We start from the raw sequence: 25,081 nt of genomic DNA, 5'->3' as shown, positions 1-25,081 counted from the left end.
GTTAACTCGAAAGCTCTCGATGCAACGACATTGGCTGACCTACGCGCTCGTGACGACCCTGTTCTGGGGCGTCTGGGGTGCGCTGACCGGTCTTTCCGCCGAACGCGGCTTCCCCGACACGCTGGTCTACGTCGTGTGGGCGCTGACCATGCTGCCGCCGGCGCTGATCGTGCTGGCGCGCGCCGGCTGGCAACTGCAGCGCGACCGCCGCGCCGTCATCCAAGGCCTGACCGTGGGTCTGCTGGGCGCGGGCGGACAGATGCTGCTGTTCCGCGCGGTCGAGTCGGGTCCGGCCTATTTGATCTTTCCCATCGTGTCGCTGTCGCCAGGCGTGACCATCGCGCTGTCCTTCGGCCTGCTGCGCGAGCGCACCGGCAAGCTGGGCCTGGCGGGCATCGTGCTGGCGCTGATCGCGCTGCCGCTGTTCGACTACCAGCCCGGTCAGCAGGCGCAGGACCTGGGGCTGTGGTTCGTGCTGGCGCTCGTGGTCATGGCCGCCTGGGGCTTGCAGGCCTTCTTCCTGAAGACGGCCAACAGCGTCGCCAGCGCCGAGAGCATCTTCTTCTACATGGCCGTCAGCGCCGTGGCCTGCATCCCGGCCGCGCTGTGGATGACGGACTTCTCCCACCCGATTCCCTGGGGCTGGAACGGCCCCGGCCTGGCCGCGCTGATCCAGGTGCTGAACGCGGTGGGCGCGCTGACCCTGGTCTACGCCTTCCGCCACGGCAAGGCGCTGGTGGTGGCGCCGCTGGTCAACGCCGGCGCGCCGCTGCTGACCGCGCTGCTGTCGATGGCGCTGAGCGGCGCCTCGCCCAGCGGCACCAAGCTGGCCGGGGTCGCGCTGGCGCTGCTGGCCGCGCTGCTGCTGGCGCTGCAGCCGGAAACCCCCTCGCCCGCCTCTTCCGCCGAGCCCACCCCGGGCCCGGCCCGCGATCCGCTCGGCGACGGCAAGGCCTGACCCCAGGCCGCGCCCACCCAGCCACGCGCTCAACGCCTCATCAAGCCCAGGAAGGACATCGCTTGAAACTCATGCTCGATCTCGTGCGCCGCCACAAGCAGCCGGCGCCCCTCGGCGGCTCCACGGCCGTCGGCATCCCCTCGATGTGCTCGGCGCATCCGGTCGTCCTGGCGGCGACGCTGCGCGAGTGCGCGGCTCTGGGCCGCCCCGCGCTGATCGAGGCCACCTCCAACCAGGTCAACCAGGACGGCGGCTACACCGGCATGACGCCCATCGACTTCCGCCGTTTCGTGCGGACGCTCGCGGACAAGGAAGGCCTGGCGCCGGAGCTGCTCATCCTGGGCGGCGACCATCTCGGTCCCAACGCCTGGCGCAAGCTGCCCGCTGCACAGGCGATGGCCAAGGCCGAGATCATGGTCGCGCAGTACGTGGCGGCGGGCTTCCGCAAGATCCACCTGGACTGCTCGATGTCCTGCGCCGACGACCCGGTGCCGCTGCCCGAGCCCGAGATCGCGGCGCGCGCGGTGCGGCTGTGCCTGGCCGCCGAGCAAGCCTGGCGCGACGCGCCCGACCGCGGCGAGCCGCCGGTCTACGTCATCGGCACCGAAGTGCCGGTGCCGGGCGGCGCGCACGAGGATCTGGAGGAACTGGCCGTGACCTCGCCCGAGGCCGCCGACGCGACATTGGCGCTGCATCGCGAGGCCTTCGGCGCGGCCGGCCTGGAGGCCGCGTTCGAGCGCGTGATCGCGATGGTCGTGCAGCCGGGCGTGGAGTTCGACCACCACAAGGTCATCGACTACCGGCCGGAGAAGGCGCGCGCGTTGAGCGCCTTCATCGCCGCGCAGCCGGGTCTGGTCTTCGAGGCGCACTCCACCGATTACCAGACCGCGGATCACCTGGCGCAGCTGGCGCGGGACCACTTCGCCATCCTGAAGGTCGGCCCCGGCGCGACCTTCGCGCTGCGCGAGACGCTGTGGGCGCTGGCCGCCGTCGAGCGCGAATGGCTGGGCCGCGAGCGTGGCGGCGATCAGGGGCTGGTCGAGACCGTGCTGGGCGTGATGCGCGCCGAGCCCGAGCACTGGAAGCCCTATTACCAGGACTCGGCGCGGCTGGAGGTCGATCTGGCCTACAGCCTGAGCGACCGCATCCGCTACTACTGGGCCCATCCGGCGGTGCAGCGCGCCTGCGCCGGGATGCTGGACCGGCTGGAGCATTCGCCGCCGCCGCTGACGCTGCTGAGCCAGTTCCTGCCGCGCCAGTACGACGCGATCCGCGACGGCCGTCTGCGCAACCGCCCGGCCGAGCTGCTGCGCGACGGCGCGGCGCAGTCGCTGCGCCCCTACCTCGACGCCTGCGCGGCCTGAGCCGCCGGACCCACGCCAGCGACACCGCTGCGCTTCGACCCGTCGCCGACTTTCACCGACAGAACAAGACATGACCCTGCTTCATCTGACCTCCGCCGAGTTCGACCGCCGCGGCGCCCCGCACACGGCGCGCGAGATCGCCCAGCAACCCGCCGTTTGGGAGACCGTCCATGCGCTGGTGCAGTCGCAGCGCGCGGCGCTCGACGCCTTCCTGAAGCCGCTACTGGCCCTGCCCGATCTGCGCATCGTGCTGACGGGCGCCGGCAGCTCCGCCTTCATCGGGCAATGCCTGACCCCGGCGCTGCTGCAGCAGCTGGGCGCGCGGCCGGGCATCCGCGTCGAGGCCGTGGCCACCACCGACATCGTCTCCAATCCCGCGCAATGCCTGCAGCCTGGCGTGCCGACGCTGCTGGTGTCCTTCGCGCGCTCGGGCAACTCGCCAGAGAGCCTGGCCGCGGTGGAGCTGGCCGATGCCGTGGTCGGCGAGTGCCATCACCTGGCGGTGACCTGCGCCGCCGAGGGCACGCTGGCGCGCCGCCTGGGCGGGCGCGCGCGCGCCCAGGTGCTGCTGCTGCCCGACGAGACCCACGATCGCGCCTTCGCGATGACCTCCAGCTTCACCGGCATGCTGCTGGCCGCAGCCTGGGCCTTCGAGCTGCCGCTGCCGGCACCCGGGGTCCTGGGCGAGGCGGTGCAGCAGCTGCTGGCGACGCAAGGCCAGCGCCTGGCCGCGTTGAGCGAGCAGCCTTTCGAGCGCGTGGTCGTGCTGGGCAGCAACGGCCTGAAGGGCCTGGCCAATGAGGCGGCGCTCAAGATCCTGGAGCTGACCGACGGGCAGCTGGTGGCGCTGGCGGATTCGCCGCTGGGCTTCCGGCATGGTCCGAAGACGGTGCTCAACGAGCGCACGCTGGTGCTGATCCTGCTGTCCAACGACAGCTACACCCGCCGCTACGACCTGGACCTGCTGCGCGAGCTGCGCCGCCAAGGACGCGGCCGTGTGATCGCGCTGAGCACCGCGGCGCTCAACGGCGACGACGCGCTGGCCGAGGACGACGTGCTGCTGGACCTGCCGGCCAACGCGCCCGATCTGGCGCTGGCGCCGGTGGCGCTGGTCTTCGGCCAGTGCCTGGCGCTGCTGGCCTCGCTGAGGCTGGGTATCACGCCCGACAATCCCAGCGCCTCGGGCACCGTGACCCGCGTGGTCAGCGGCGTCATCATCCATCCGCATGCGCAGGGCTGAATCCCGATGAGTTCGATGACAGCGACGAACGCCAGCGTCGACGACCGCGATCGCGGTCACGATCGCGGCCATGACGGCGGGCAGGACCGCGACGCGGTCTACCTCGGCATCGACGGCGGCGGCACCAAGACCTCCTTCCTTCTGCTGGCCGGCGACGGCCGGCTGCTGGCGCGGCATGTGGCGCCGACCAGTTATTACCTGGAAATCGGCTTCGACGCGCTGCGTGCGCTGATTCGCGACGGCGTGGATGAGGCGTTGCGTCAGGCCGGGCTGACGACGGCGGCGCTGCGGTCGGCCTTCGCGGGCCTGCCCGCGCATGGCGAGGACAGCGCGCTGCTGGCGGACTTCGACGGGTTGCTCGCGCATCTGCCGCGGGCCAGGGTCGGGAACGACATGGTGTGCAGCTGGGCGGGCTCGCTGGGCGGGAACGACGGCATCAGCCTGGTCGCGGGCACCGGGTCCATCGCTTATGGCGAGTGGGAAGGTCGCGGCGCGCGAAGCGGCGGCTGGGGCGAGGTCTTCGGGGACGAGGGCTCGGCGTACTGGCTGGCGAGGGAGGGGCTGGCGCTGTTCTCGCGGATGGCGGATGGGCGCGCGGAAGCGGGGCCGCTGCTCGGGCTGGTGCGGGAGCACTTTGCGCTGAAGCACGACCTGGATGTCTGCGCGGCGATCAATGGCGCGGCGGCGCGGAGCCGGCTGGCGCAGTTGGCCAGGCTGGTGTCGGCGGCCGCGGCCGCGGGAGACGCGCAGGCGGCGGCACTGTTGGGGCGCGCGGGGGAGGAGCTGGCGTTGCTGGCGGCCGGGGTCGCGAGGCAGTTGGACCTGCCCGGGGATGCGGCGGTGGAGGTGTCGTACACCGGTGGCGTGTTTGAGGCCGGGGATGCGGTGACCGGCGCGTTGAGGGCGGCGATGGCGAGGACGCTGAAGAACGCAACGCTGGTGGCGCCGCGCTTCGGGCCGGAGCTGGGCGCGGCGATGTATGCGGCGCGGATCGTCGGAGCAAGGGTTCAGCCGGATTTGGATGCGAGGGGGTGATGGGCTCGCGGTGATCAACGGCCCTCACCCCAACCCCTCTCCCGCAAGCGGGCGAGGGGCTCTACACGGCGACGCGCACAGAAGCCCCTCGCCCACGAAGTGGGAGAGGGGTTGGGGTGAGGGCCGTCGCACCCCAGAGCCCCCTTAAGGCTTTCTCCCAGACTTACGAACGCAGCCCCATCGATATCATTCGAAAGTCCCCGACTTCCACATCCTCATGTCTTCCACCCGCACCCCGGGCGTCGCGCCCGCCGAGAAACCCGAGGCCTCGCTGCTGATCGACGAGCGCCGTCAGCTCATCCGCGACCAGGTGCAGGCGCAAGGCCGGGTCACGGTGGAGGAACTCGCGGAGCGCTTCGGCATCTCGGTGGTGACCATCCGCAGCGACCTCAACGCGCTGGCCTCCAGCGGCGCCCTGATGCGCACCCACGGCGGCGCCCTCGCCCATCGCGACAGCGAGGAAGTCCCGATCAGCGTCAAGCAGAAGCTGCGCCACGAGCAGAAGGTGCGCATCGCCGTCGAGGCCGCCAAGCTCATCAAGGACGGCGAGACCATCATGCTGGACTCGGGCTCCACCACCGAGGAGATCGCCAAGCAGATCCGCGGCATGCGCCTGCAGTCGCTCAACGTGATCACCAACGCGCTGAACATCGCCGTGCTGCTGGCCACCGTGCCGGGCATCAACGTCGTCATGCCCGGCGGCCTGCTGCGTCAGAACTCCTACTCGCTGTCCGGCCCGCAGGCGGTGACCGCGCTGCAGAGCCTCTATGCCGACCGCCTCTTCCTCGGCGTGGACAGCCTGGATCCCGACATCGGCCTGATGACGCCGCATCTGCTGGAAGCGCAGCTGAACGCGCAGATGATGAAGATCGCGCGTCAGGTCGTCGCCGTCGCCGACGCCTCCAAGCTGATGAAGCGCAACCTCTCGGTCATCGCGCCGGTCGAGCAGCTCGACATCCTCATCACCGACGACGAGGCCGACGCGGCCATCGTCGCGGAACTGCGCCGACGCGGCGTCGACGTGGTGCTGGCATGACCTGACCCCGCGAGGGGATCGCATTGACCCCGCGCGCTCAGCGCTCAGCGCTTGAAGACCGCGCAGGGATCCTCGCGCTTGGCCTCGGGCGCGCGCTCGACGCGGTCGTAGCCGCCGGACGGGACGCTGCTGCCCGGCTCCAGATACGCGATGGCGGCGATGTCCGCCGCCGGCACGCCGGCCGCCTGCAGATACACGGGCACCGCGACGTCGCGCCGCACATGGCCGTTGCCGGCGATCAGCACCACCCGTTTCGCGCCGGCCTGCTTCGCATCCAGCATCGCCTTGGCCATCGCGGCATCCCGCGCGCGCTGCGCCTGGACCATGCCGGGCAGCATCGACTCGGGCATCGCGCCGCAATGGCCGTCCTGGATGTCCTTGCCAAGCGTGGCCTGCTGCGTCGCGCTCCACGCGGTGCGGTCGCGCAGCGCCAGCAGATCGGCCGGCCAGGCGGTGTCGCCCTCGCGCACGATCTTGCGGACCTGATCGCGATCGATGTTGCCGCCGTGGGCCTCGGCGCCAGTGGCCAGCACCGCGTCGAAAAGGGGCTGATGCAGCGGCCAGCGCCAGTTCTTGCGGTCGAACTGGGCCGCGTCGATGACGGCGTCCACATCGCCCGGACGCGCGACGCGCGCCTGCGCCACCGCCGCGTCCCGCGTGCGGGAGAACTGCTCGAAGACGACGACCGTGCGCGGCTCCTGCGCGATCAGCTGACGCAGCTGCTCGGCGCGGGCGCGGTGGTGATCGGGGTTGTCGTGGAGCTCGCCGAGCAGGATGAACTCGGGCGGCGCGGCCTTGGGCCCTGTGGCGGTGGAAGCGCTGGAAGCGGTGCTCGATGCGCCGCTCGTTGATGAGTCAGGGACGGTGCAGGCGCCGAGCAAGGCCAGCAAGGGAGACAGCGCCAGCCAGGCGCCGCGGGAGGCAATGTTCATGGTGTCGGTCCTGGGATCAGGGAACGGGAACAGGCCTGGCGGCGGGCTGGGTCGGACGCGCATTGTCGCGCGTCCGACGGGCGGAGATGGCGCGGTCAGGCAGCGATCACGGCGTAGCGCTGCTCGAAGGGCTGGTCCAACGACGTGACGATCTGGACTTCCGCATCCAACATGGACTGATAGGGACGGACATCCTTCGTCCAGAACGATTCGCTGGAACCCTCCCGCCCGTCGGCCACGCCGTCGAGGACCGAAGAGAGGCGGAGCTCCGACACCGGCGGGACCTCGAAGTTGGACACGAACACGTTGTCCGGCGCGCGGTCCGCATCGCCCCCTGCGGACTTCCTGGCGTGGTCGGAGATCGAGCCGACCTCGAAGTCGCCCGCGACCAATTCGGGCAATCGGCTCGCGATCAAGTCGAGCCCGCCCGCACTGGGCGGCAGTGCCACAAAGACGTTCGAGTCCAGAGCATCAGCTCGCTCCACCATCTGCTGCTCCAGCTCGCCCAACCGGGCGATTCCTTCTTGCCCGCCCTGACGCCCCGTCACGAGGGTCCATATGGCGTCAAAGATCGCCTCGATCTCTTCATCCTTCGAGTCGACCAGGATGTCGCTCAGCTTCTCGTAGTCGATATAGCCCTGAACCCCACGTAGCTCGTACGGCTCGAGGCCGAAGGACTCCACCTCGATCTGAGTCCCCGTCCAAGTACTTCCCGGGGGCAGCGCCAACTCGTTGAGGGTGTCAGGCGGAGGAAAGAGGTAGGTGCCTTCGGTGTGAAACTCGTGGTCTCGTTTCATGGTCGCTCCTCGACGCGACACCCCGGGGCGCCGCGTGATGTCCCGCAACACCGGTGCGCGCCATCTGCGGCACCGGCTGCGGGTGCGCCGTAGTGGGGACGATCTCGGACGCATCCGAAAACGACGATGGGCCCGCAAGGGGCCCATCAGTCGATCGAGCGCACGAGCGATCACTCGAACACATGCGGCGCGGCGGGGCGCTCAGCGACAGCTCAGCGAATCGTCGCCATCGACTTCATCGACCGCACCGCGCCCTCGCCCATCGCGGCGCCGAAGCGCTTGGCCAGGCGCTCCGCGACGTTGTCGCGCGGCGTGTAGTCGACGACGTCCTCGGCCTTGATCACCTCGCGGGCGACGTAGTCCAGGTTGCCGGTGCCGTCGGCCAAGCCCAGTTGCACCGCCTGCTCGCCGTTCCAGAACAGGCCGGAGAAGGTCTCCGGCGTTTCCTTCAGACGCGCGCCGCGCCCTTCGCGCACGACGTGGATGAACTGCTGGTGGATCTGGTCCAGCATCGCCTGCGCATAGGCCTGCTGCTTGGGCGTCACCGGAGAGAACGGATCCAGCATGCCCTTGTTTTCGCCCGCGGTCATGAGGCGGCGCTCGACGCCGACCTTCTTCATGATCTCGGTGAAGCCGAAGCCGTCCATCAGCACGCCGATCGAGCCCACCACCGAGGCCTTGTCGACGTAGATCTCGTCGGCGCCCGCGGCGATGTAATAAGCGCCCGACGCGCAGATCTCCTCGACCACCGCGTAGACCTTCTTCTTGTGCAGCGCCTTGAGCCGCTTGAGCTCGTCGTTGACGATGCCCGCCTGCACCGGACTGCCGCCCGGCGAGTTGATGCGCAGCACCACCGCCGCCGAGTTCTGATCCTCGAAGGCCGCCTTGAGCGCGGACACGATCAGCTCGGCGCTGGCCTCCGTATCGGGTGCGATCTCGCCGCGCACCTCGACCAGCGCGGTGTGCGGTCCCACCGCCGTGCTGGCCGGATGCTTGCTCATGAACAGGATCCACACGAACAGCAGCGCCAGCGTCACCCAGATCAACCGGAAGAAGGTCTTCCAGCGCCGGTCGCTGCGGCGATCGCGCAGATAGTCATGCGCGAACTGCTCGATCACGTGCTCATATCGGCCGGTGGTCGGCGCGGCCGTCGGGGCGGTGGCCGCCGCGGCAGTCGCGGCAGCGGGACGGGAAGTGGACTCGGAGGCGGCCGGGGCCGCCGGGGCCGCCGGGGCCGCCTGCTTCAGCATGTCCTCCGGATGCGGCGTGGCATCGGGGATCGGAGGCGGCAGGTCGGAGGGGTTGTCGTGGCTCATTCAGTCCTCGAAGACGGGACGCGTGTCGCGGGAAGGATACCAAGTGACCTGTCCGTCGCTCTCGCGAACGTCCAGCTTGGTCAAGCCGATGCGGCCGCACATGCCGGTCACGCAGCGACCGTCCTGCGGGTGGTACACCGCGCCGTGGATGCTGCAGATGATGTACTCCTTGCGGCTGTCGAGGAACTCGCCCTCCTGCCAGTCCATCTCGGTGGGCACATGCGCGCAGCGGTTGAGGTAGCTCACCACCTGGCCGTCGAAGCGCAGCGCGAAGGCCGTCGCCGGCTGGCGGAAGTGCATGACGTCGAAGACATGCGCGCGGCCGCGCTCCTCGAGTTCAGCGGAGGCGCACAGCGGCACCGGGGGCAGGTCTTGCTCGGTCATCGGTCAGGGGAATGGAAATCAGGCGTTCGCCAGCAGCCAGTCGTGCAGCGTCTTCACGTCGTGCGCGACCAGCAGCGGCTCGAAGTCCAGCAGCGACTCGTGCGCATGGGCGCCGTAGGTCACCGCCACCGCGGGGCAGCCGGCATTGCGCGCCAACGCCAGGTCGTGCGTGGTGTCGCCGATCATCAGCGTGCGCTCAGGCTCGACGCCGAACTCGCGCATCAGCTCCAGCAGCATCATCGGATTGGGCTTGCTGGCGGTCTCGTCGGCGGTGCGGGTGCCGTCGAACAGCGTCTTCATGTCGACCGCCGCCAGCGCCTCGTCCAGACCGCGCCGGCTCTTGCCGGTGGCCACGGCCAGCCAGTGATGACGCGCCTTGAGGTCGCGCAGCAGCGCCGGCACGCCGTCGAACAGCGTCACCTCGTGCGCCGACGCGAAGTAGTGATGGCGGTAGCGCTGGCCCAGCTCCGGATAGCGCGAAGCCTCCAGATCCGGCATCGCATGGCGCAGCGCCTCGATCAGGCCCATGCCGATCACGTAGCTGGCGCGCTCGCGCGAGGGCGGCTCCAGGCCCAGGTCGACCGCCGCCGCCTGCATGCTGCGAACGATCAGCGCGGTGGAGTCGAACAGCGTGCCGTCCCAGTCGAAGGCGATCAGATCGAAGCGTTGAGGCATGGCGGGCTCGGCAGGGACGGCAAAGGGAAACGGGGTCGGACGCCGATCAGGCGGCAGTCCGGCGCAGCGCGGCCAGGAGTGTCTCGCACTCCGGCGGCAGCGGTGCCGTCAGGGTGATGGTCTCGCCGGTGGCCGGGTGGGTGAATCGAAGCTCGCGCGCGTGCAGGAACATGCGGTCGAAGCGCAGCACGCCGCGGGCCAGCGCGCGGTTGGCCTCGAAGTCACCATACTTGGGGTCGCCGACGATGGGATGCCCCTCATGCGCGAGGTGCACCCGGATCTGATGCGTGCGACCGGTCTTGATGGTCACGTCCAGCAGGCTGTAGCCGCCCTGCCCCGGCAGCCCTTCCGCCACCTTCACCAGGCTGATGGAGCGCTTGGCCTGGTCGGCCTGCGGATCCTTGGGATTCGTCACCGCGCGCACCCAGCGCTCGCCGTCGCTGCCGACGAACTTCAGCAGCGGCACATCCACGACCTTCTTGCTCTTGCTCCACACGCCCGACACCAGCGCCGCATAGGTCTTGCCGGTCTCGCGCTCGCGCAGTTGGTCCTGCAGGTGGGTCAGCGCGCTGCGCTTCTTGGCGATCATCAGCAGGCCGGAGGTCTCCTTGTCCAGCCGGTGCACCAGCTCCAGAAACTTGGCCTGCGGACGCGCGCGGCGCAGTTGCTCGATGACGCCGAAGCTCACTCCCGATCCGCCGTGCACCGCCACACCGGCGGGCTTGTCGACGACGATGAGATGCTCGTCCTCGAAGACGACGGGGAACTCGCGCGCGGGGATGGCGGGATCGGCGGGCTTCTCGGCCAGTCGAATCGGCGGGACGCGGACGACGTCGCCCACCTCCAGCCGCGAATCGGCGCTGCAGCGGCCCTTGTTGATGCGGACCTCGCCCGAGCGAATGATCCGGTAGACGAGGGTCTTGGGCGCGCCCTTGAGCTCGCGGATCAGGAAGTTGTCCAGGCGTTGACCGGCGGAGCCTTCGTCGACGGTCAGCATCCGGACCTGGGCCAACCCCTCCGCGGCGGGGGGGGCTGCCACCTTCTTGGGGGACGCCGGATCGCGCGTGGCACTGCGGGCAGTCCCTGGGGCGGGCTTGCGGGCTTTAGCCCCTATAATGCTGCTTGCCACGTTTTCGTTGTAAGTATTTGATTTTTCTCATTTTACTCGGGCGACAGCGCTCGAGTCAGACTTGAACGTGGCAGTGGATGGCAATTGTGAGTAGGCTGTCCATTACTTTTGGTGATGCAACGTCAGGTCATTGACGTCGGGCCGGCTACCCAAAGCGAGTCGGCAGGCGCGGTGGCGAGATGGCAGAGCAACGTCGTCAGAACCATGCTCACGCGGCCCAGGACGTCATGGACGTCGGCAGGCGGCGCGGGCAGCACAACAAGGTTTCACGACGACAGCGACAGGACGCGAGTCCCGGCGCTGTCGTCAGCACCAGGCTCCGATTCCGGATGTTTTCTCAAGTCCCTTCAACCCCCCGCCGCTTGCGAGCGCGTGATGGCTTCGTCCACACGCCGGGCTCCGGCCGTGGACGGGTCGCGCTCTCCGGAGCGCGCGCGCGGACAGGAACATGCGGCCCCGGACCCTTGGCGCACGCGCCAACGCTGCGATCCCGAACCGTCGATTGAACGGTTCGAATGGCAGTCCAGGGCGATTCCTTTCCTGGTTCTCTCGCGTTTCTCGTGCATCGGTCGAATCGCCCGCCGGTGAATCACCGACGGCGGTTCTGATGAACGCGCGTCAGCGGCAACGTCCCTGACGTGGAGGAGAACTGATGAAACGCATGCTGATCAATGCGACGCAGCAGGAAGAGCGTCGCCTGGCCATCGTCGATGGACAGAAACTGCTGGACTTCGAAACCGAGATCGAAGGCCGCGAACAGCGCAAGGGCAACATCTACAAGGCGGTCGTGACGCGCGTCGAGCCGTCGCTGGAAGCCTGCTTCGTGGATTACGGCGAGGACCGCCACGGCTTCCTCCCCTTCAAGGAAATCTCCCGCCAGTACTTCCGCGAAGGCGCGGACGTCCGCTCGGCCAAGATCCAGGACGCGATCAAGGAAGGCCAGGAACTGCTGGTCCAGGTCGAGAAGGAAGAGCGCGGCAACAAGGGCGCGGCGCTGACCACGTTCGTGTCGCTGGCCGGCCGCTACCTGGTGCTGATGCCCAACAACCCGCGCGGCGGCGGCGTCTCGCGCCGCATCGAGGGCGAGGACCGCGAAGAGCTCAAGGAAGCGCTGGACCAGCTGGAATACCCCAAGGGCATGTCGCTGATCGCGCGCACGGCCGGCATCGGCCGCAGCGCGGCCGAGCTGCAGTGGGACCTGAACTACATGCTCAAGCTGTGGACCGCCATTGACGAGGCGGCACGCGGCGGCAAGGGCGCGTTCCTGATCTATCAGGAGTCGTCGCTGGTGATCCGCGCGATCCGCGACTACTTCACCGCCGACATCGGCGAGATCCTGATCGACACGGACGACATCTTCGAGCAGGCCCACCAGTTCATGAGCCATGTGATGCCTGAAACGGCGCACAAGGTGAAGCGTTACCGCGATGACGCCCCGCTGTTCAGCCGCTTCCAGATCGAGCACCAGATCGAGACGGCCTTCAGCCGCACGGTGAACCTGCCCAGCGGCGGCGCCATCGTGATCGACCACACCGAGGCGCTGGTCTCGGTGGACGTGAACTCGGCGCGCGCCACCCGTGGCGGCGACATCGAGGAAACCGCCACCCGCACCAACCTGGAAGCCGCCGACGAGATCGCGCGCCAGATGCGTCTGCGGGACCTGGGCGGTCTGATCGTCGTGGACTTCATCGACATGGAGGAGTCCAAGAACCGCCGCGAGGTCGAACAGCGCCTGCGCGACGCGCTGCGCCAGGATCGCGCCCGCGTGCAGTTCAGCTCGATCAGCAAGTTCGGTCTGCTGGAACTGAGCCGCCAACGCCTGCGCCCGGCGCTGAGCGAAGGCAGCCACATCACCTGCCCGCGCTGCAACGGCACCGGCCACATCCGTGACACCGAGTCGTCCGCGCTGCAGATCCTGCGCATGGTCCAGGAAGAGTCCATGAAGGACAACACCGCGGCCGTGCACGTCCAGGTCCCGGTGGAAGTGACCAGCTTCCTGCTCAACGAGAAGCGCACCGAGATCACGAAGATCGAGCTCAAGCAGCGCGTGACCGTGCTGTTGGTGCCCAACAAGCATCTCGACACGCCCAACTACAAGCTGGAGCGCTTGCGCCACGACGACCCGCGTCTGGAGAACCTGCAAGCCAGCTACACCATGATGGAAGAGCCGCAGGACGAGGTGGGCATCACCCGTCGCGGCGCCGAGAAGAAGAACAAGCAGGAACCGGTGATCAAGGGCATCCTGCCCGAGCAACCGGCGCCCATGCCGACGCCGGCCCCCGCCCCCAAGGCGGCCGAGCCGGTTGCTGCGGCCCCCGTGTCGGCTCCGGCCGCGCCGGTGGCCGCCGGCGGTGGGTTCTTCGGCTGGATCAAGAGCCTGTTCGGCGGAGAGTCCGCGCCCGCGCCGGCCCCCGCTGCCGAGGCCAAGGCCGCCGAGCCGGCCAAGAAGGAACGTGGCGAGCGTAGCGAGCGCGACCGCAACGGCCGTGGCGACCGTGGCGACCGCAACCGTCGCGGCGAGCGTGGTGATCGCGCCGAACGTGGCGAACGTGGCGAACGTGGCGAACGTGGCGAACGCGGCGAACGCGGCGAACGCGGCGAACGCGGCGAGCGTTCCGAGCAGAAGGCTCGCGACGGCAAGCCGCGCGGTGAAGGCAAGCCGCAAGGCGAGCGCGGTGAGCGTCCGGAGCGCGGCGAGCGAGGAGAACGTGGCGAGCGCGGCGATCGTGATCGCAGCCGCCGCAACGAGCCGCGCGCGGACCGGCCGGAACAGGCTGCCGATGGCGTCCAGCGTCCGGAACGTGGCGACCGCGCCGAGCGTGGTGATCGCGCCGAGCGAGGCGAACGCGGTGACCGTGGCGAGCGTGGCGAAGGCCGCCGCCGCCGCGAGGAGCGTGCGCCGCGTGAAGGCGTCGTCGCCGAGAACGCGACCGAGCAACTGCTGCCGCTGGCCGGCACGGAAGCCGCCAACGTCGAGTCCCCGCTGGGATTCGCTGACACGCAACCCGCCGGCGAAGGCGCTGAAGAGCGCGCCGGTGACGAGCGTTCGGGGCGTCGTCGTCGTCGTCGCGGCAACCGCGGCGAACGTGCCGAGGGGGAGCAGGTCGAAGGCGCGCTGATCGAGGGCCAGGCCCCGGTCGATGGCGAGACCTCCTTCGCTGAAGGCGCGGAATCGGCCGAGGCCCCGGTGGTCCAGGGCGAAGGCGCTGAAGGCGTCGAGGCCGGTCGCGAAGGCGGCGAGGGCGAGGAAGGCCGTGAAGGCGGGCGTCGCCGTCGCGGTGGCCGTGACCGCTATCGTCGCGACCGCCGTGAAGGCGAGCCGGGCGCGGTCGGCGGCGAGCAATCGCCTGCAGCCGACGCTTCCGCTGCAATCGACGGTCTGGTGCTGGATGCCGGCGCCGCGCCGCGTCAGCTGGAACTGGGTGGCGAGCAGCCGGTGGAAACGCCGGTCGCGCTGGCCGCTCCGGTGGCGCCGGCCGCTCCGGCCCCGGCTCCGGTGGCTGCGCCTGTCGCCGCACCGGTGGCTGCTGCTCCGGCTCCGGCCGCTCCGGTCGCCGCCTCCGTGCCGCGCTTCGAGCTGCCGCTGGGCGAGCTGAGCGCTGTCGCCGAAGGCGCCGGTCTGGTGTGGGTCAACAGCGATGCCGACAAGATCGCCGCCGCTCAGGCTGCGATCGCCGCCGAGCCGGCCGGTCCGAAGCTGGGTCGCGAGCCCGCGCCGGTGGTCGTGCTGGACGAAGGTCCGCTGGTGCTGGTCGAGACCCGCAAGGATCTGAGCCAGTTCAAGCTTCCCTTCGAAGCCTGATCTCTCCGACTCCCTCTCCCGCTTGCGGGCGAGGGCGGGCGCTCTGACTCCCTCTCCCGCTTGCGGGAGAGGGCGGGGGAGAGGGTCTTTTCTACGGCAGTCGCACCTGCCACGCCCCCTCTCCCCCACCCTCTCCCCGCAAGCGGGGCGAGGGGGTCAATCGGGGCGACGGGCAAACCGGAGACGGCGCGGGCGATCCAACTCCCTCTCCCCCTGCGGAGAGGGGGTCAATCGGGGCGACGGAGCAAACCGGAGACCGCGCAGGGCGTTGAGCCCTGATCGCCACAGCCGCCGAGGCATCACCCGGCGGCTTTCCTTTTGGGGCGTCACGAGCGCCCGACGACGAGACGGAGACATTCGTTTGAACTCTTCCACCACCGCCGCCCATCCGGGCGGCGCGGCAGGCAACGCGGCCCAGACCGCGCCCAAGATGCCGCCGCAGATCCCCTACATCATCGCCAACGAGGGCTGCGAGCGCTTCAGCTTCTACGGGATGCGCAACATCCTGACGGTGTTCCTGATGACCAGCCTGCTGCTGGCCATTCCGGAACCGCTGCGCAAGGGCGAGGCCAAGGAGGTGTTCCACACCTTCGTGATCGGCGTCTACTTCTTCCCGCTGCTGGGCGGCTGGCTGTCCGACCGCTTCTTCGGCAAGTACAACACCATCCTCTGGCTGAGCCTGGTGTACTGCGCCGGCCACGCCTGTCTCGCGATCTTCGAGAACAACCTGAAGGGCTTCTACTTCGGCCTGTTCCTGATCGCACTGGGCTCGGGCGGCATCAAGCCCCTGGTGAGCTCCTTCATCGGCGACCAGTTCGACAAGAGCAATCGCTCGCTGGCGCAGAAGGTCTTCGACGCCTTCTACTGGATCATCAACTTCGGCTCGTTCTTCGCGTCGCTGCTGATGCCGATCTTCCTGAAGAAGTTCGGCGCCAGCGTGGCCTTCGGCATCCCGGGCGGGCTGATGTTCCTGGCCACCGTGATCTTCTGGAGCGGCCGCCGCAAGTACACCCACGTGCCGGCCGGCGTGTCGCACCGCGACCCGCACGGCTTCCTGAAGGTGGTCCGCACGGCGCTGCTGTCGCAGCGTCCGGGTGAAGGCCGCGCCGGCCTGATCGTCGCGGGTCTGGGCGTGGTGCTGGCCATCGGCGCGCTGACGCTGTCGACGGCGCCCGGCGTGGGCTTCGTGATCGCGTTCTGCTCCGCGCTGGTGCTCTTGCTGGGCTTCGGCGGCGCCGGCGCCTGGATGCAGCTGGAGCGCGCCGCCGCCGTCCATCCGCCCGAGGCGGTCGAGGGCGTGCGCACGGTGCTGCGTCTGCTGGTGCTGTTCGCGCTGGTCACGCCGTTCTGGTCCCTGTTCGACCAGAAGGCCTCGACCTGGGTGCTGCAGGCCGACCAGATGACCAAGCCGGCCTGGTTCGAGTCCTCGATGATGCAGGCGCTGAATCCGGCGCTGGTCATGATCCTGATCCCGTTCAACAACTTCGTGCTGTATCCGCTGCTGGAGCGCATGGGGCTGAAGCTGACCGCGCTGCGCCGCATGGGCGCGGGCATCGCCTTCGCCGGCGTGGCCTGGATCGTGGTGGGCGGCATCCAGCTGAGCATCGACGGCGGTCAATCGGTGTCGATCACCTGGCAGGTCCTGCCCTACGCGCTGCTGACGCTGGGCGAGGTGCTGGTCTCGACGACGGGGCTGGAGTTCGCCTACAGCCAGGCGCCGCTGCCGATGAAGGGCGTGATCACCAGCTTCTGGAATCTGTCGGTGACCATCGGCAACCTGTGGGTGCTCCTGGCCAACTCCAGCGTCAAGGGCGAGGCGGTGACCAGCTACATCCAATCCACCGGCACCAGCGTGACGGCCTTCCAGATGTTCTTCTTCGCCGGCTTCGCGCTGGTCGCGGCGCTGCTGTTCGCGCTCTACGCGCGGGGCTACCGGATGCAGAACAACTACCGCGGCTGACCCCGCCAGGAACGCATCCCCAGCAAGACCGCCTTCGGGCGGTCTTTTCGTTTGCGGAGCCCTTTCATCGACCCTATCTGCCCCTCTTCGGAGGGGGCCGTGAGCTCACGCCGCATCCCTATGATGTCGGCCATCGCCGCAGGAGCACGCGGCGCACGACCACACGATCCCCTCGGGAGACCTCCATGCTTCGCATCGCCCTCACGGCACACGCTGCGCGCACCGCACCGTCCGCCTCCTTCACCGCCCGCTCGCTGCCGCGTCCGCGCCTCGCGGCGCTGGCGCTGTCCTTCGCGATCGGTCTGCCGGGCGCCGCCATCGCCGCCGAGCCCGACAGCGTCACGATGAACCTGATGCCGCTGCCCGGCAGCCGTCAGCAACTGGACCTGAAGACGGACATGCGCATGGCGATGGCCATGGAGCTGGGCCCGGGCGCGCCGGAAAGCGCGCGCGCCAACGCCGACAAGCTGGCCGAGGCCGGCCGCTTCACCATGCAGAGCGAGATGCGTCAGACCGTCCTGACCACGCCCAAGGGCAAGGACGGCAGCTACACGATGCAGGCGGACATGGTCACGCTCAAGAGCGAGATGCGCGACGCCCAGGGCAACGTCAAGCCCATGCCCAGCATGGGCAAGGTCGTGTTCAAGGCGGGGCTGAAGGACGATCAGATCCAATCGATCAACGTCGAGATGGACCCGAACAGCCCGATGGCGCAGGCCTGGACGCAGGAGATGAGCCAGCAGATCTTCGACAAGTCCTTCGACTGGATGCGCAAGTTCAACGGCACGACGCTGAAGGTGGGCGAGTCGATCGAGCTGCCGATGGATGTGGCGCTGCCGGCGCAGGTGGCGGCGGGCATGGGCAAGGTCGTGGGCCGCTACACGCTGACCGATCTGACCAAAGGCGTCGCGAGCTTCGACGTCGGCGTGAAGATGGACATGTCCATGACGCTGCCGACGCCGGGGGCCTCCGCGGCTTCGGGCGCGGCACCCGCGCCGGCCGAATCGGCCTCGGCTGCGGATGGCGTGGGTCAGGCCAAGATGACCGGCGCTGGCGGCGGCAAGATGGTCATCCGCATGGCCGACCGCCTCATGCTGCGCAACGACATGGCGCTCACGCTGGACATGGACATCGGCGTGCAGCCGGGCGTGCGGATGAAGATGAAGATGGAGATGGACATGCAGGGCGTGGGCAAGACGCTCGCCGCGGCCAAGGGCTCGGCCCCTGCGAAGAAGACCAAGGGCTGATCAGCGCCCCGCGCAAACGCAGGACCGCCCGAGGGCGGTCCTTTTGCTTTCGGCATGCGCGTCAGTCGACGAACTTCAGCAGGGTGACGACGGCTATCAGCAACCCAACGCCGCCAAAGATTGATCCGATCGTCCATCTCTGCCCCTCAGCCATGGTCCGAGTCAGATCTGAACGCATGCCCGCCATCTCGACGCGCACCTTTCCGATCTCGACATCCAGGCGCGCGATGTCCATCTTCGTCGCCTGTTCCAGGCGTGCGATGTCGGATTTCGTCGCCTGTTCCAGGCGTGCGATATCGGATTTCGTCGCCTGTTCCATGCGCGCAATGTCGCTCTTCGTCGCCAGCTCTCGCTGCGACCCATCGATCAAGGTCTGCACGCCCCTCCTGATTTCCTGTGCCGCCAAACATGCTTCAGGCGGATCCACACCGCCTCGACTCAGGGCCAGATAGACCTCAATCTCCATGCTGCACCTCTCGCTTGACCATCCTTGCGCCGAAGGTGAGCAATCTACGCCGCCGAGGTCAGGCGCGCACTGACTTGTTCTCAGGTGAATGAGGCCCGATCCACGCGGATTTGCAGGGAGACTTCCCTCCTCCAGTCAGGACCTCAGACTTCGAGCGGCGACCCCAGTCCCACCAGCGTCTGACCCACGACCGCCCTCGCCTGCTCGAGCACCTGCCGCTTCCATTCATCGGTCTCGACGTAGAACGCCGCGCGCAGGTCTCGCTTGATGCGGCGTCGCGTCGCGTCGTCGGCTTCCGGATGGTTCTCCAGCCAGTGATCCGCGCGCAGCGCGTCCAGCACCGTGCGGCCGGGCAGCGTGCCGTACTCCAGCGTCAGGCCGTTGTACTGCGCCTGCGGACACTCCTGCATCACGCCTTGATCCAGCGTCCCGCCGAGCACGCTGGACGAGGAGTTCCCCTCCTCGCTGCTGGTCACGTCCTGACCCCACCAGCGCCGCGCGCGGGCGATCGAGGCCGCGTCGACGCGGCCCTTGTAGATGCGCTCGCCCACGCCCATCGGCCCGAGTCCGGTGTGGATGTCGATCCAGCCGATGCGCGCGCATTGCTGCGCCTGCTCGCGCAGGATCTCGCGCAGTCGCAGGTTGCTCCAGGTCGGCCCATGGCCGGCGAAGAACAGCCCCTTCGGATCGACCTGCTGACCGCGCGAGATCGCCGCCTGGATGGCCTTGCGGCCGCGCGTCAGCGCATGCCAGGTCAGACCCAGCGAGCTCCGCAAGGTCGGCGGGCAGCGCTCGGGCAACAGCAGCGGCGCGATGGCGAGGTAGTCGAGGTCCTCGCTCCAAGGCCGGCCAAAGTCGCGGAAGTTGCGATTCAGGTCGACGTTCTCGTTCGTGACCCGACGCTCCCACGAGAAGCCGTGCGGGTTCAGCGCATGCAGATAGAGCACCGCGAGATCCTGGCGATCGCAGGCGTGCTGAAAGGCCTGGTCGCGCAGCAGATCGATCTGCACCGCGGAGCCGCAGAAGCCCTCCACACCGTGGCATCCGCTGCTCACGACCAGCAGATTGAGGGCGTCCTCGCGACCGACACGCACGACGTCGATGGCCAGCCGCTCGCCGTCCCGGCCCTCGAGCGGATGCAGATGCGATCGCACCGCCAGCCCCAGCCGCGCAGTCGCGGCGAGGAACTTGTCGCGCGCCTCGGCATAGCTCGCCGAGAAGACGCTCAGGTCGAAGTCGGTGACCATGCTCAAGACCTCACCTCGATCACGACGCGTCCGAGGCTGCTCGTCTGACCGTCGACCTCGGTGGCCTCGATCTCGATGCGGGTGCCGAATTCCTCCGACAGCGTCTTCAGCCGCTCCAGGATGCGCCGCGCCTGATGGCCGTTGGCCTCGCTGTCAACGGCCATGCGCGGTATGCCGCGATCCGCGTCGCGACCGGCGAAACCCAGCTCGATCGGATGCAGCAGCAGCTCGCACAGCCGGCCGTCGGCGCCGAAACGGCACTCCGCGACCACGCTCTCGAACCAGATCGGCTCCGCGAAGATGCCCACCACGCGGCGCCATTCCATGAACTCGGCCGGCGTCGTCAGCTTGGGATTCGTGATGCCCTTGGGCCCGACGATGTGCTCGGCGGCGGCCCATTCGGGCTCCTCCCATTCATCACGGGCGATCACCTGCTGGCTGTTGTCCATGAAGCAGAAGTTGCCCAGCGAGTACAGCAGCGGCTTGCCCTGGTAGACCTCGATCCCGCGCAGCTGGTGCGGACCGTGGCCGCAGAGCATGTCGGCACCCTGGTCCACCAGCGCGTGAGCCAGCGCGGGCAGGTAGTCGGGCAGCTCGGTGGTGAAGTTGTCGGGCTCGTGCGTGTGCTGCGCGACGATGGTGAAGTCCGAGGTCTGCTTGGCCTGGCGCACGTGGCGCAGGATCTCGTGCTGATCGCGCTTGTCGCACTCGTGATGGATGCGCAGCGAACCGGGCGCGGCGTCCGGATCCACGCGGTAATGCAGCTTCATGCCCAGGTACACGCTGTGCTGGCCGTGCAGCGCCTTGAGCAGATGGTGGTCCTGGAAAGCCTCCTGATCGTTGAGCCGCTTGAGCACCGCGAAATCCTGCGGGCTGACCAGTCGATGCGGCGTCGTGCGCAACGGGTTCAGGCCCGGACGCGCGGGTACCTCGCCCAGACCATCGTTGGCGGGCGAGTTGGCTTCGAAGGTCGTTGCGTAGGAGATCAGCGAGGCGCGGCCGCGGTCAGTGGCGACAAAGGCCGGCGCGCGGGCGGCGCTCAGGCTGGCGCCGGTGCCGGCGTGCGCGATGCCGGCGTCGTCGAGCAGCTCATCGGTCATGCGCATGCCGGCCACGCCCCAGTCCAGCGCGTGATTGTTGGCCCGCGCCATCAGGTTGAAGCCCATGGACGCGAGGTCCCGCGGCGCATCCGGATCGCTGATCAGCCAGGCGAAGCCGGACTCCGCCTCGGGGTGACCGTCGTAGCGTTCAAGATCGATGGCCGAGCCCTCGTAGTTGCCGACCACCACGTCGCCGCGCGCGAGCAGCGCCAGCAGCGCCGGCGACTTGCGCGCGATCTGCTTGCGGATGGCGTGCGTGATGATGATGTCGCCCACGGCGATCACGGTGAAACCGTCGTCAACGGCGGCATCGCGCCAGGTGGCTTGGAGTTCAAGAGAGGCCGGGCGCTGCTGCGGCGCCGGGACGCGTTGATGACGCGAGGGCTTGTCGGACATGAGGATCTGCCCCGACCGCCTGCGCGGCCGGGTCTCGGAGTGGAGATGAAAGAGGAAGGCGAAGGGCCGAGGCGATGGCGATGGCGGTCGCGCCGGCGAGCGTTCAGCCCGAGGCGTCGCGGCGGCTGCGTTCGGGATCGATGAAGCGCCAGCCGACCAGGCCAGCGGCGATCAGTGCGATGCCGAAGCCGCCGAGGGCGAGTTCGAATCCGCGGGCGATGTCGCCGCCGAAGTGCGTCACCGCCACGCCGACGACGTGCGGCGCGAGCATGCCGGCGCTGGTCATCAGGCCGATGTGGATCGCCAGCATGCTGGCCCGCCGCGCCTGCGGCGCGATGAAGGCCACGATGCTGTTGCAGAAGGCCGGGAGCAGATTGACCAGCATGCTGCCGATGACGAACAGCGTCAGCGTCGCGGCCAAGGGACGCGCGGTGAAGCCGATGGCCGCGAGCGCCACGCCCGACAGCACGCAGGCGAGCATGGGCGGCACGACCATGGCCGTGCGCACCGAGACGCCCCGATGCAGCGCCCGCTGCGACAGCGCGGACACGATCAGGTTCAGCACGATCACACCGACGGTCGCGACCATCACCATCAGGCCCGACTGCGTCGGCGTCAGCCCGAGTCCGCGCTGCAGATACACCGGCACCCAGCTGTAGATCAGCGCGGTCGGCAGGTAGCTGCAAAAGCCCGCGAGCGTCACCACCAGGAAGCTGCGATTGAGCAGCAGGCGGCGATAAGAAGCGGACGCGAGGGCGGGCGCGGAAGTCGATGCGGGGGCAGACTCGTCGGTCGACTGCCGCGTGGCGGTCGAGCTCCGGTTCGCGGCCAAGGGCGGTACGTCATTGGCCTGCGCGTCGCCCTGCGTCCCCTCGCGTCCGAAGACCTGCCACAGCAGCAGCCATGCGAGGCCGACGCCCGCGAGGATCAGGTAGGCGTTGCGCCAGCCGAGCTTCTGGATCAGCAGCGGTAGCGAAAGCGCGCCCGCCACCGCGCCGAGCATGATCGCGACCTGGATCAGCGCGGCGGGCAGGACACGTTCGCGCGGGGCATACCACTTGAAGCAGGCGTGCTGCGTCACCGCGGTGCCCGGCCCGCAACCCGCGCCCAGCAGCATGCGGCTGGCCACCAGCGCGGCGAAGCTGCCGGCCGCCGCGGTCGCCAGCTGCGCCAGCATCCACACCAGCGACATGCCGCTGAGGATCCAGCGCGCCGGCCAGCGGTTGGCCAGGAAGCCCACCAGCAGGCCCGACACCGAGTACAGGAAGAAGAACGCGCTGCCGACGAAGCCGAACTGCTCCGGCGTCAGCGCGAGCTCGTCGATGATCTGCGGCCCGGCGAAGGCGAAGATGGATTTGTCCAGCACGCTGATGACCATCACGGCCATCAGCAGCGCCACGACGAGGGCGCGCCGCGGCGGCACGGCGATGCGGGACTCGGGGGAGACGGAAGAAGCCACGGTCGCGCTCATCGGATCAGAAGTGGACGTACATGCCCAGTGCCGCGGTCTGGGTCTCGATGCCCAGCTGCGCGTTGGTGGAGCCGGTCTGCAGCGGCAGCTGCGCGTTCTGGAACACCACCGTCGACGCGCCGAAGTTGCGGATCAGGCCGGCCCGAGCGTACAGGCCCACGCTCTTGGACAGCTCGTAGTCGTAGCCCGCCATCAGGCCCAGCGCGGCGCTGTCGGCCTCCTGCTTGGTGGTCTGGTTGCGCACGCCGCTGGTGTCGCGGTAGACGGCCGACACGCGCCACACATGTCGGCCGCACGGCACGATCAGGCCCAGCGAGTAGACCGTGGCCTTGCCGCCGTCGGTGATCTTGACCTCGTTCTGATTGACCGCGGCGGAGAGCACCAGGTCGCCCGCGTCGTAGATGCCGGCCAGCCCGGTGACGTCGGTGCGCACGGCCGCGCCGGTCACCGTGTTGTTGCCGAAGACCTGGTTGTAGCTGGCGGCCGCGAACCAGGGGCCGTTGATGTAGGTCGTCACCACGGCCTTGTTGTAGACCTTGTTGAACGCCGTCGTGTTCGCACCCGTCGCGTACATGAGCTTGGCGTCAAAACCGGCGACGCGCGGCGTCTGATAACTGACGGCACGCGGCACCCGCGTCGTGACCTGCGAGGCGCCGTTGCCCAGGTCGCTGTTCAGGCCGATCGATGAGATGCCCGAGGTGTAGGCGCTTTTCTGCACGATGGCGCTGGCCAGCCAGTAGCTGACCGAGTTGGTCGTGACCACGCCGAAGACGTCGACGAACAGCGGCAGCGTCGCACCGAGCTGATTGCCCAGGCGCAGCGTGCCCCAGTCCTTGGACTTCAGCCCGACCCAGGCGGCGCGATCCCAGAACTGCGTCGCGGTGACGGTGCCGGTGTCGGCCTTGAGGCTGGCCTCGAGGTTGAACTCGGCCTTCAGTCCGCCTCCCAGATCCTCGCGGCCGTAGATGCCCAGCTTGGAGGTGTAGTCGCCGCCGCTTTGCAGGGTCTTGGATGCGGGAGCGCCCTCGGTCTTGGTCCAGTTGGCGCCCAGGTCAACGGTGCCGTACATCGAAACTTTATTGTCGCCGCTGCTGAATTCGGGCCAGCGGGCCAAGTGCTTGTACAGATAGGGCTCGGCGGCGCAGGCGCTGCCGGCGGACAGCAACGCGCACAGGGCCAGGGCCGGACGGACGAGGCGCTCGATGCGCGTGGTGCGGTCGGTGCGCTCGGCGTTCGGCGTGGGGGTCATCAGGGTCACGGGATCTCTCTTGTCTCTGGGGGGAGGGACTGTGCGGTGGGGGACTGCTCTGGACCGCTTCTGGGGCGCCGTACAGCTCGTGGCGGGACGGACTCTGATGACGAAATCAAGAACCGGCAATTGACCGGTGGTTATGTCGATAACCAACGCTTATTGATCGGTTTCCCGGGTTGCCCGACACTCGCAGCCCGTTGCAGCGGGCTTTCGGGCCCGTGGCGACGGGCTTGCGCGGCGTCCGTGCGGGCCCCTCCTCCACCACGTCCGCTCCCTTGTCGTGAAGCAGCATCAACTCATCGCCCTTGTGGCCGTGGCCGATCACGGCGGCATCAACGCCGCCGCGCGCGCGCTCCATCTGACCCAGCCGGCGGTGACCAAGGCCATCAAGGATCTGGAGGCGGAACTGGGCCTGCGGCTGCTGGTGCGGCAGACCCGCGGGGTCAGTCTCACGGCCGAGGGGGAGATCGTGTTGCAGCGCGCACGGCTGATCGTCAGGGAAATGCAACGCGCGGAGGACGACATCCTGGCGCTCAAGGGCAGTCGCGGCGGCCGCCTGACGGTGGGGGTGACGCCGCTGGCGGGCCTGACCATCGTGCCGCGCGCTTTCGCGCGATTCCGTCAAGCCTGGCCGGATGTGGAGCTGAGCTTCATCGAGTACACCTCGGACCAGCTCAACGAGAACCTGCAGAGCGGCGAGCTGGATTTCGCGGTGGGCGCGGCCACCGGGCCGCAGGAGACCGGACCGGCGAAGTGGGAGCCACTGTTCTCGCTGCCGACCTCGCTGGCCGTGCATCGAGACAGCCCGCTGGCGGCCTGCACGACGCTGGCGCAGTTGCAGGATGCCGAGTGGATCCACACCGACATCACCGGCCGCTTCCCGACCTTCCTGGCCGAACTCTTCGGCGCGCAAGGCCTGACCCCGCCGCGACGGGTGACGCGCTGTACCTCGCAGGCCTTGTTCCACAGCCTGGCGATGCAGAACGACGTGGTGTTCTTCTGGTCGCTGCTGGCGATCGGCATGCCGCAGCTGCGGGAGCGCTTCACGCCGCTGCCTGTGGCGAAGGACCTGCCGCGGCTGAGCATGAGCCTGCTCGTGCGCGAGGATGGTCTGCTCACCCGCGCCGCGGAGTACTTCGTGCGCTGCATCCGCGAGGTGGCCGCGGAGGAATGGGCGGCGCTGGAGTGAGCCCTCCGATCAAAGCGCCTTGCTCAAGGTGACGATCGTGCCGCACAGGCCGAAGCCGCCGAAGACAACCTTGGATGCCGCGAGG

Annotated in this window: 20 protein-coding genes; 9 read left to right on the top strand and 11 right to left on the bottom strand. The window is 68.8% G+C overall.

Annotation, left to right across the window (positions count from 1 at the left end; all coding sequences use genetic code 11):
* Positions 1-19 precede the first annotated feature (19 nt).
* The 5 genes from ABDW59_RS15830 (at position 20) to ABDW59_RS15810 (ending at position 5,633) form a co-directional block, all read left to right on the top strand.
* Positions 20-958 carry a DMT family transporter gene (locus ABDW59_RS15830; protein ID WP_343630796.1) on the top strand — a complete coding sequence of 313 codons (939 nt, stop codon included), beginning with the start codon at positions 20-22 and terminating at the stop codon, positions 956-958.
* A 71-nt stretch (positions 959-1,029) separates the two neighbouring features.
* Positions 1,030-2,322, top strand: coding sequence for a D-tagatose-bisphosphate aldolase, class II, non-catalytic subunit (locus ABDW59_RS15825; RefSeq protein ID WP_343630841.1), 1,293 nt, complete (start codon positions 1,030-1,032; stop codon positions 2,320-2,322).
* Between the two features lie 70 nt (positions 2,323-2,392).
* Positions 2,393-3,562 carry an SIS domain-containing protein gene (locus tag ABDW59_RS15820; RefSeq protein WP_343630795.1) on the top strand — a complete coding sequence of 390 codons (1,170 nt, stop codon included), beginning with the start codon at positions 2,393-2,395 and terminating at the stop codon, positions 3,560-3,562.
* A gap of 6 nt (positions 3,563-3,568) precedes the next feature.
* Positions 3,569-4,597 (top strand): BadF/BadG/BcrA/BcrD ATPase family protein, encoded by a 1,029-nt coding sequence (locus ABDW59_RS15815; protein ID WP_343630794.1) that lies wholly within the window; start codon positions 3,569-3,571, stop codon positions 4,595-4,597.
* A gap of 217 nt (positions 4,598-4,814) precedes the next feature.
* Positions 4,815-5,633: a DeoR/GlpR family DNA-binding transcription regulator gene (locus tag ABDW59_RS15810; RefSeq protein ID WP_343630793.1), complete on the top strand. Its 819-nt coding sequence runs from the start codon at positions 4,815-4,817 to the stop codon at positions 5,631-5,633.
* Between the two features lie 44 nt (positions 5,634-5,677).
* On the opposite strand, the gene ABDW59_RS15805 is transcribed toward ABDW59_RS15810, so the two are convergent.
* The 6 genes from ABDW59_RS15805 to ABDW59_RS15780 all read right to left on the bottom strand — a co-directional run bounded on the left by ABDW59_RS15805 (position 5,678) and on the right by ABDW59_RS15780 (position 10,734).
* The gene (locus ABDW59_RS15805; protein ID WP_343630792.1) at positions 5,678-6,565 is read right to left on the bottom strand and encodes a ChaN family lipoprotein; all 888 of its coding nucleotides are present in this window, start codon (positions 6,563-6,565) and stop codon (positions 5,678-5,680) included.
* A 95-nt stretch (positions 6,566-6,660) separates the two neighbouring features.
* Complete coding sequence (locus ABDW59_RS15800) at positions 6,661-7,362, bottom strand: hypothetical protein (protein ID WP_343630791.1); 702 nt, start codon at positions 7,360-7,362, stop codon at positions 6,661-6,663.
* A 212-nt stretch (positions 7,363-7,574) separates the two neighbouring features.
* Positions 7,575-8,678 carry a S49 family peptidase gene (locus tag ABDW59_RS15795; RefSeq protein WP_343630790.1) on the bottom strand — a complete coding sequence of 368 codons (1,104 nt, stop codon included), beginning with the start codon at positions 8,676-8,678 and terminating at the stop codon, positions 7,575-7,577.
* Positions 8,679-9,062, bottom strand: a complete 384-nt coding sequence (locus ABDW59_RS15790) for a Rieske 2Fe-2S domain-containing protein (protein WP_343630789.1) — start codon at positions 9,060-9,062, stop codon at positions 8,679-8,681.
* An 18-nt stretch (positions 9,063-9,080) separates the two neighbouring features.
* Positions 9,081-9,737, bottom strand: coding sequence for an HAD-IA family hydrolase (locus tag ABDW59_RS15785; RefSeq protein WP_343630788.1), 657 nt, complete (start codon positions 9,735-9,737; stop codon positions 9,081-9,083).
* 46 nt (positions 9,738-9,783) lie between these two features.
* Positions 9,784-10,734: an RluA family pseudouridine synthase gene (locus tag ABDW59_RS15780; RefSeq protein ID WP_343630840.1), complete on the bottom strand. Its 951-nt coding sequence runs from the start codon at positions 10,732-10,734 to the stop codon at positions 9,784-9,786.
* Between the two features lie 784 nt (positions 10,735-11,518).
* Here ABDW59_RS15780 and ABDW59_RS15775 point away from each other — a divergent pair.
* From ABDW59_RS15775 to ABDW59_RS15765, 3 genes are all read left to right on the top strand, one after another.
* Positions 11,519-14,668 (top strand): Rne/Rng family ribonuclease, encoded by a 3,150-nt coding sequence (locus ABDW59_RS15775; RefSeq protein WP_343630787.1) that lies wholly within the window; start codon positions 11,519-11,521, stop codon positions 14,666-14,668.
* A 430-nt stretch (positions 14,669-15,098) separates the two neighbouring features.
* Positions 15,099-16,628, top strand: coding sequence for an MFS transporter (locus ABDW59_RS15770; RefSeq protein WP_343630839.1), 1,530 nt, complete (start codon positions 15,099-15,101; stop codon positions 16,626-16,628).
* A 185-nt stretch (positions 16,629-16,813) separates the two neighbouring features.
* Positions 16,814-17,875, top strand: coding sequence for a hypothetical protein (locus ABDW59_RS15765; protein WP_343630786.1), 1,062 nt, complete (start codon positions 16,814-16,816; stop codon positions 17,873-17,875).
* A 61-nt stretch (positions 17,876-17,936) separates the two neighbouring features.
* On the opposite strand, the gene ABDW59_RS15760 is transcribed toward ABDW59_RS15765, so the two are convergent.
* The 5 genes from ABDW59_RS15760 to ABDW59_RS15740 all read right to left on the bottom strand — a co-directional run bounded on the left by ABDW59_RS15760 (position 17,937) and on the right by ABDW59_RS15740 (position 23,804).
* Positions 17,937-18,341, bottom strand: a complete 405-nt coding sequence (locus ABDW59_RS15760) for a hypothetical protein (RefSeq protein WP_343630785.1) — start codon at positions 18,339-18,341, stop codon at positions 17,937-17,939.
* 143 nt (positions 18,342-18,484) lie between these two features.
* Positions 18,485-19,588, bottom strand: a complete 1,104-nt coding sequence (locus ABDW59_RS15755) for a M14 family metallopeptidase (RefSeq protein WP_343630838.1) — start codon at positions 19,586-19,588, stop codon at positions 18,485-18,487.
* A gap of 2 nt (positions 19,589-19,590) precedes the next feature.
* The gene (locus tag ABDW59_RS15750) at positions 19,591-21,084 is read right to left on the bottom strand and encodes a CapA family protein (protein ID WP_343630784.1); all 1,494 of its coding nucleotides are present in this window, start codon (positions 21,082-21,084) and stop codon (positions 19,591-19,593) included.
* A 103-nt stretch (positions 21,085-21,187) separates the two neighbouring features.
* A complete protein-coding gene (locus ABDW59_RS15745; RefSeq protein ID WP_343630783.1) occupies positions 21,188-22,543 on the bottom strand; it encodes an MFS transporter in 1,356 nt (451 codons plus the stop codon).
* Positions 22,544-22,559: 16 nt separating this feature from the next.
* Positions 22,560-23,804, bottom strand: coding sequence for a porin (locus ABDW59_RS15740; RefSeq protein ID WP_343630837.1), 1,245 nt, complete (start codon positions 23,802-23,804; stop codon positions 22,560-22,562).
* Between the two features lie 283 nt (positions 23,805-24,087).
* Between ABDW59_RS15740 and ABDW59_RS15735 the strand changes: the two genes are divergently transcribed.
* Entirely contained in the window at positions 24,088-24,996 is a 909-nt protein-coding gene (locus ABDW59_RS15735) for a LysR substrate-binding domain-containing protein (RefSeq protein ID WP_343630782.1), read from the top strand.
* Positions 24,997-25,081 lie beyond the last annotated feature (85 nt).

It is taken from the genome of Roseateles sp., from assembly GCF_039595295.1.
Taxonomy (GTDB): domain Bacteria; phylum Pseudomonadota; class Gammaproteobacteria; order Burkholderiales; family Burkholderiaceae_C; genus Roseateles.
The sequence above is the reverse complement of the archived record's forward strand: the minus strand, read 5'-3'. Positions and strand labels throughout refer to the sequence as shown.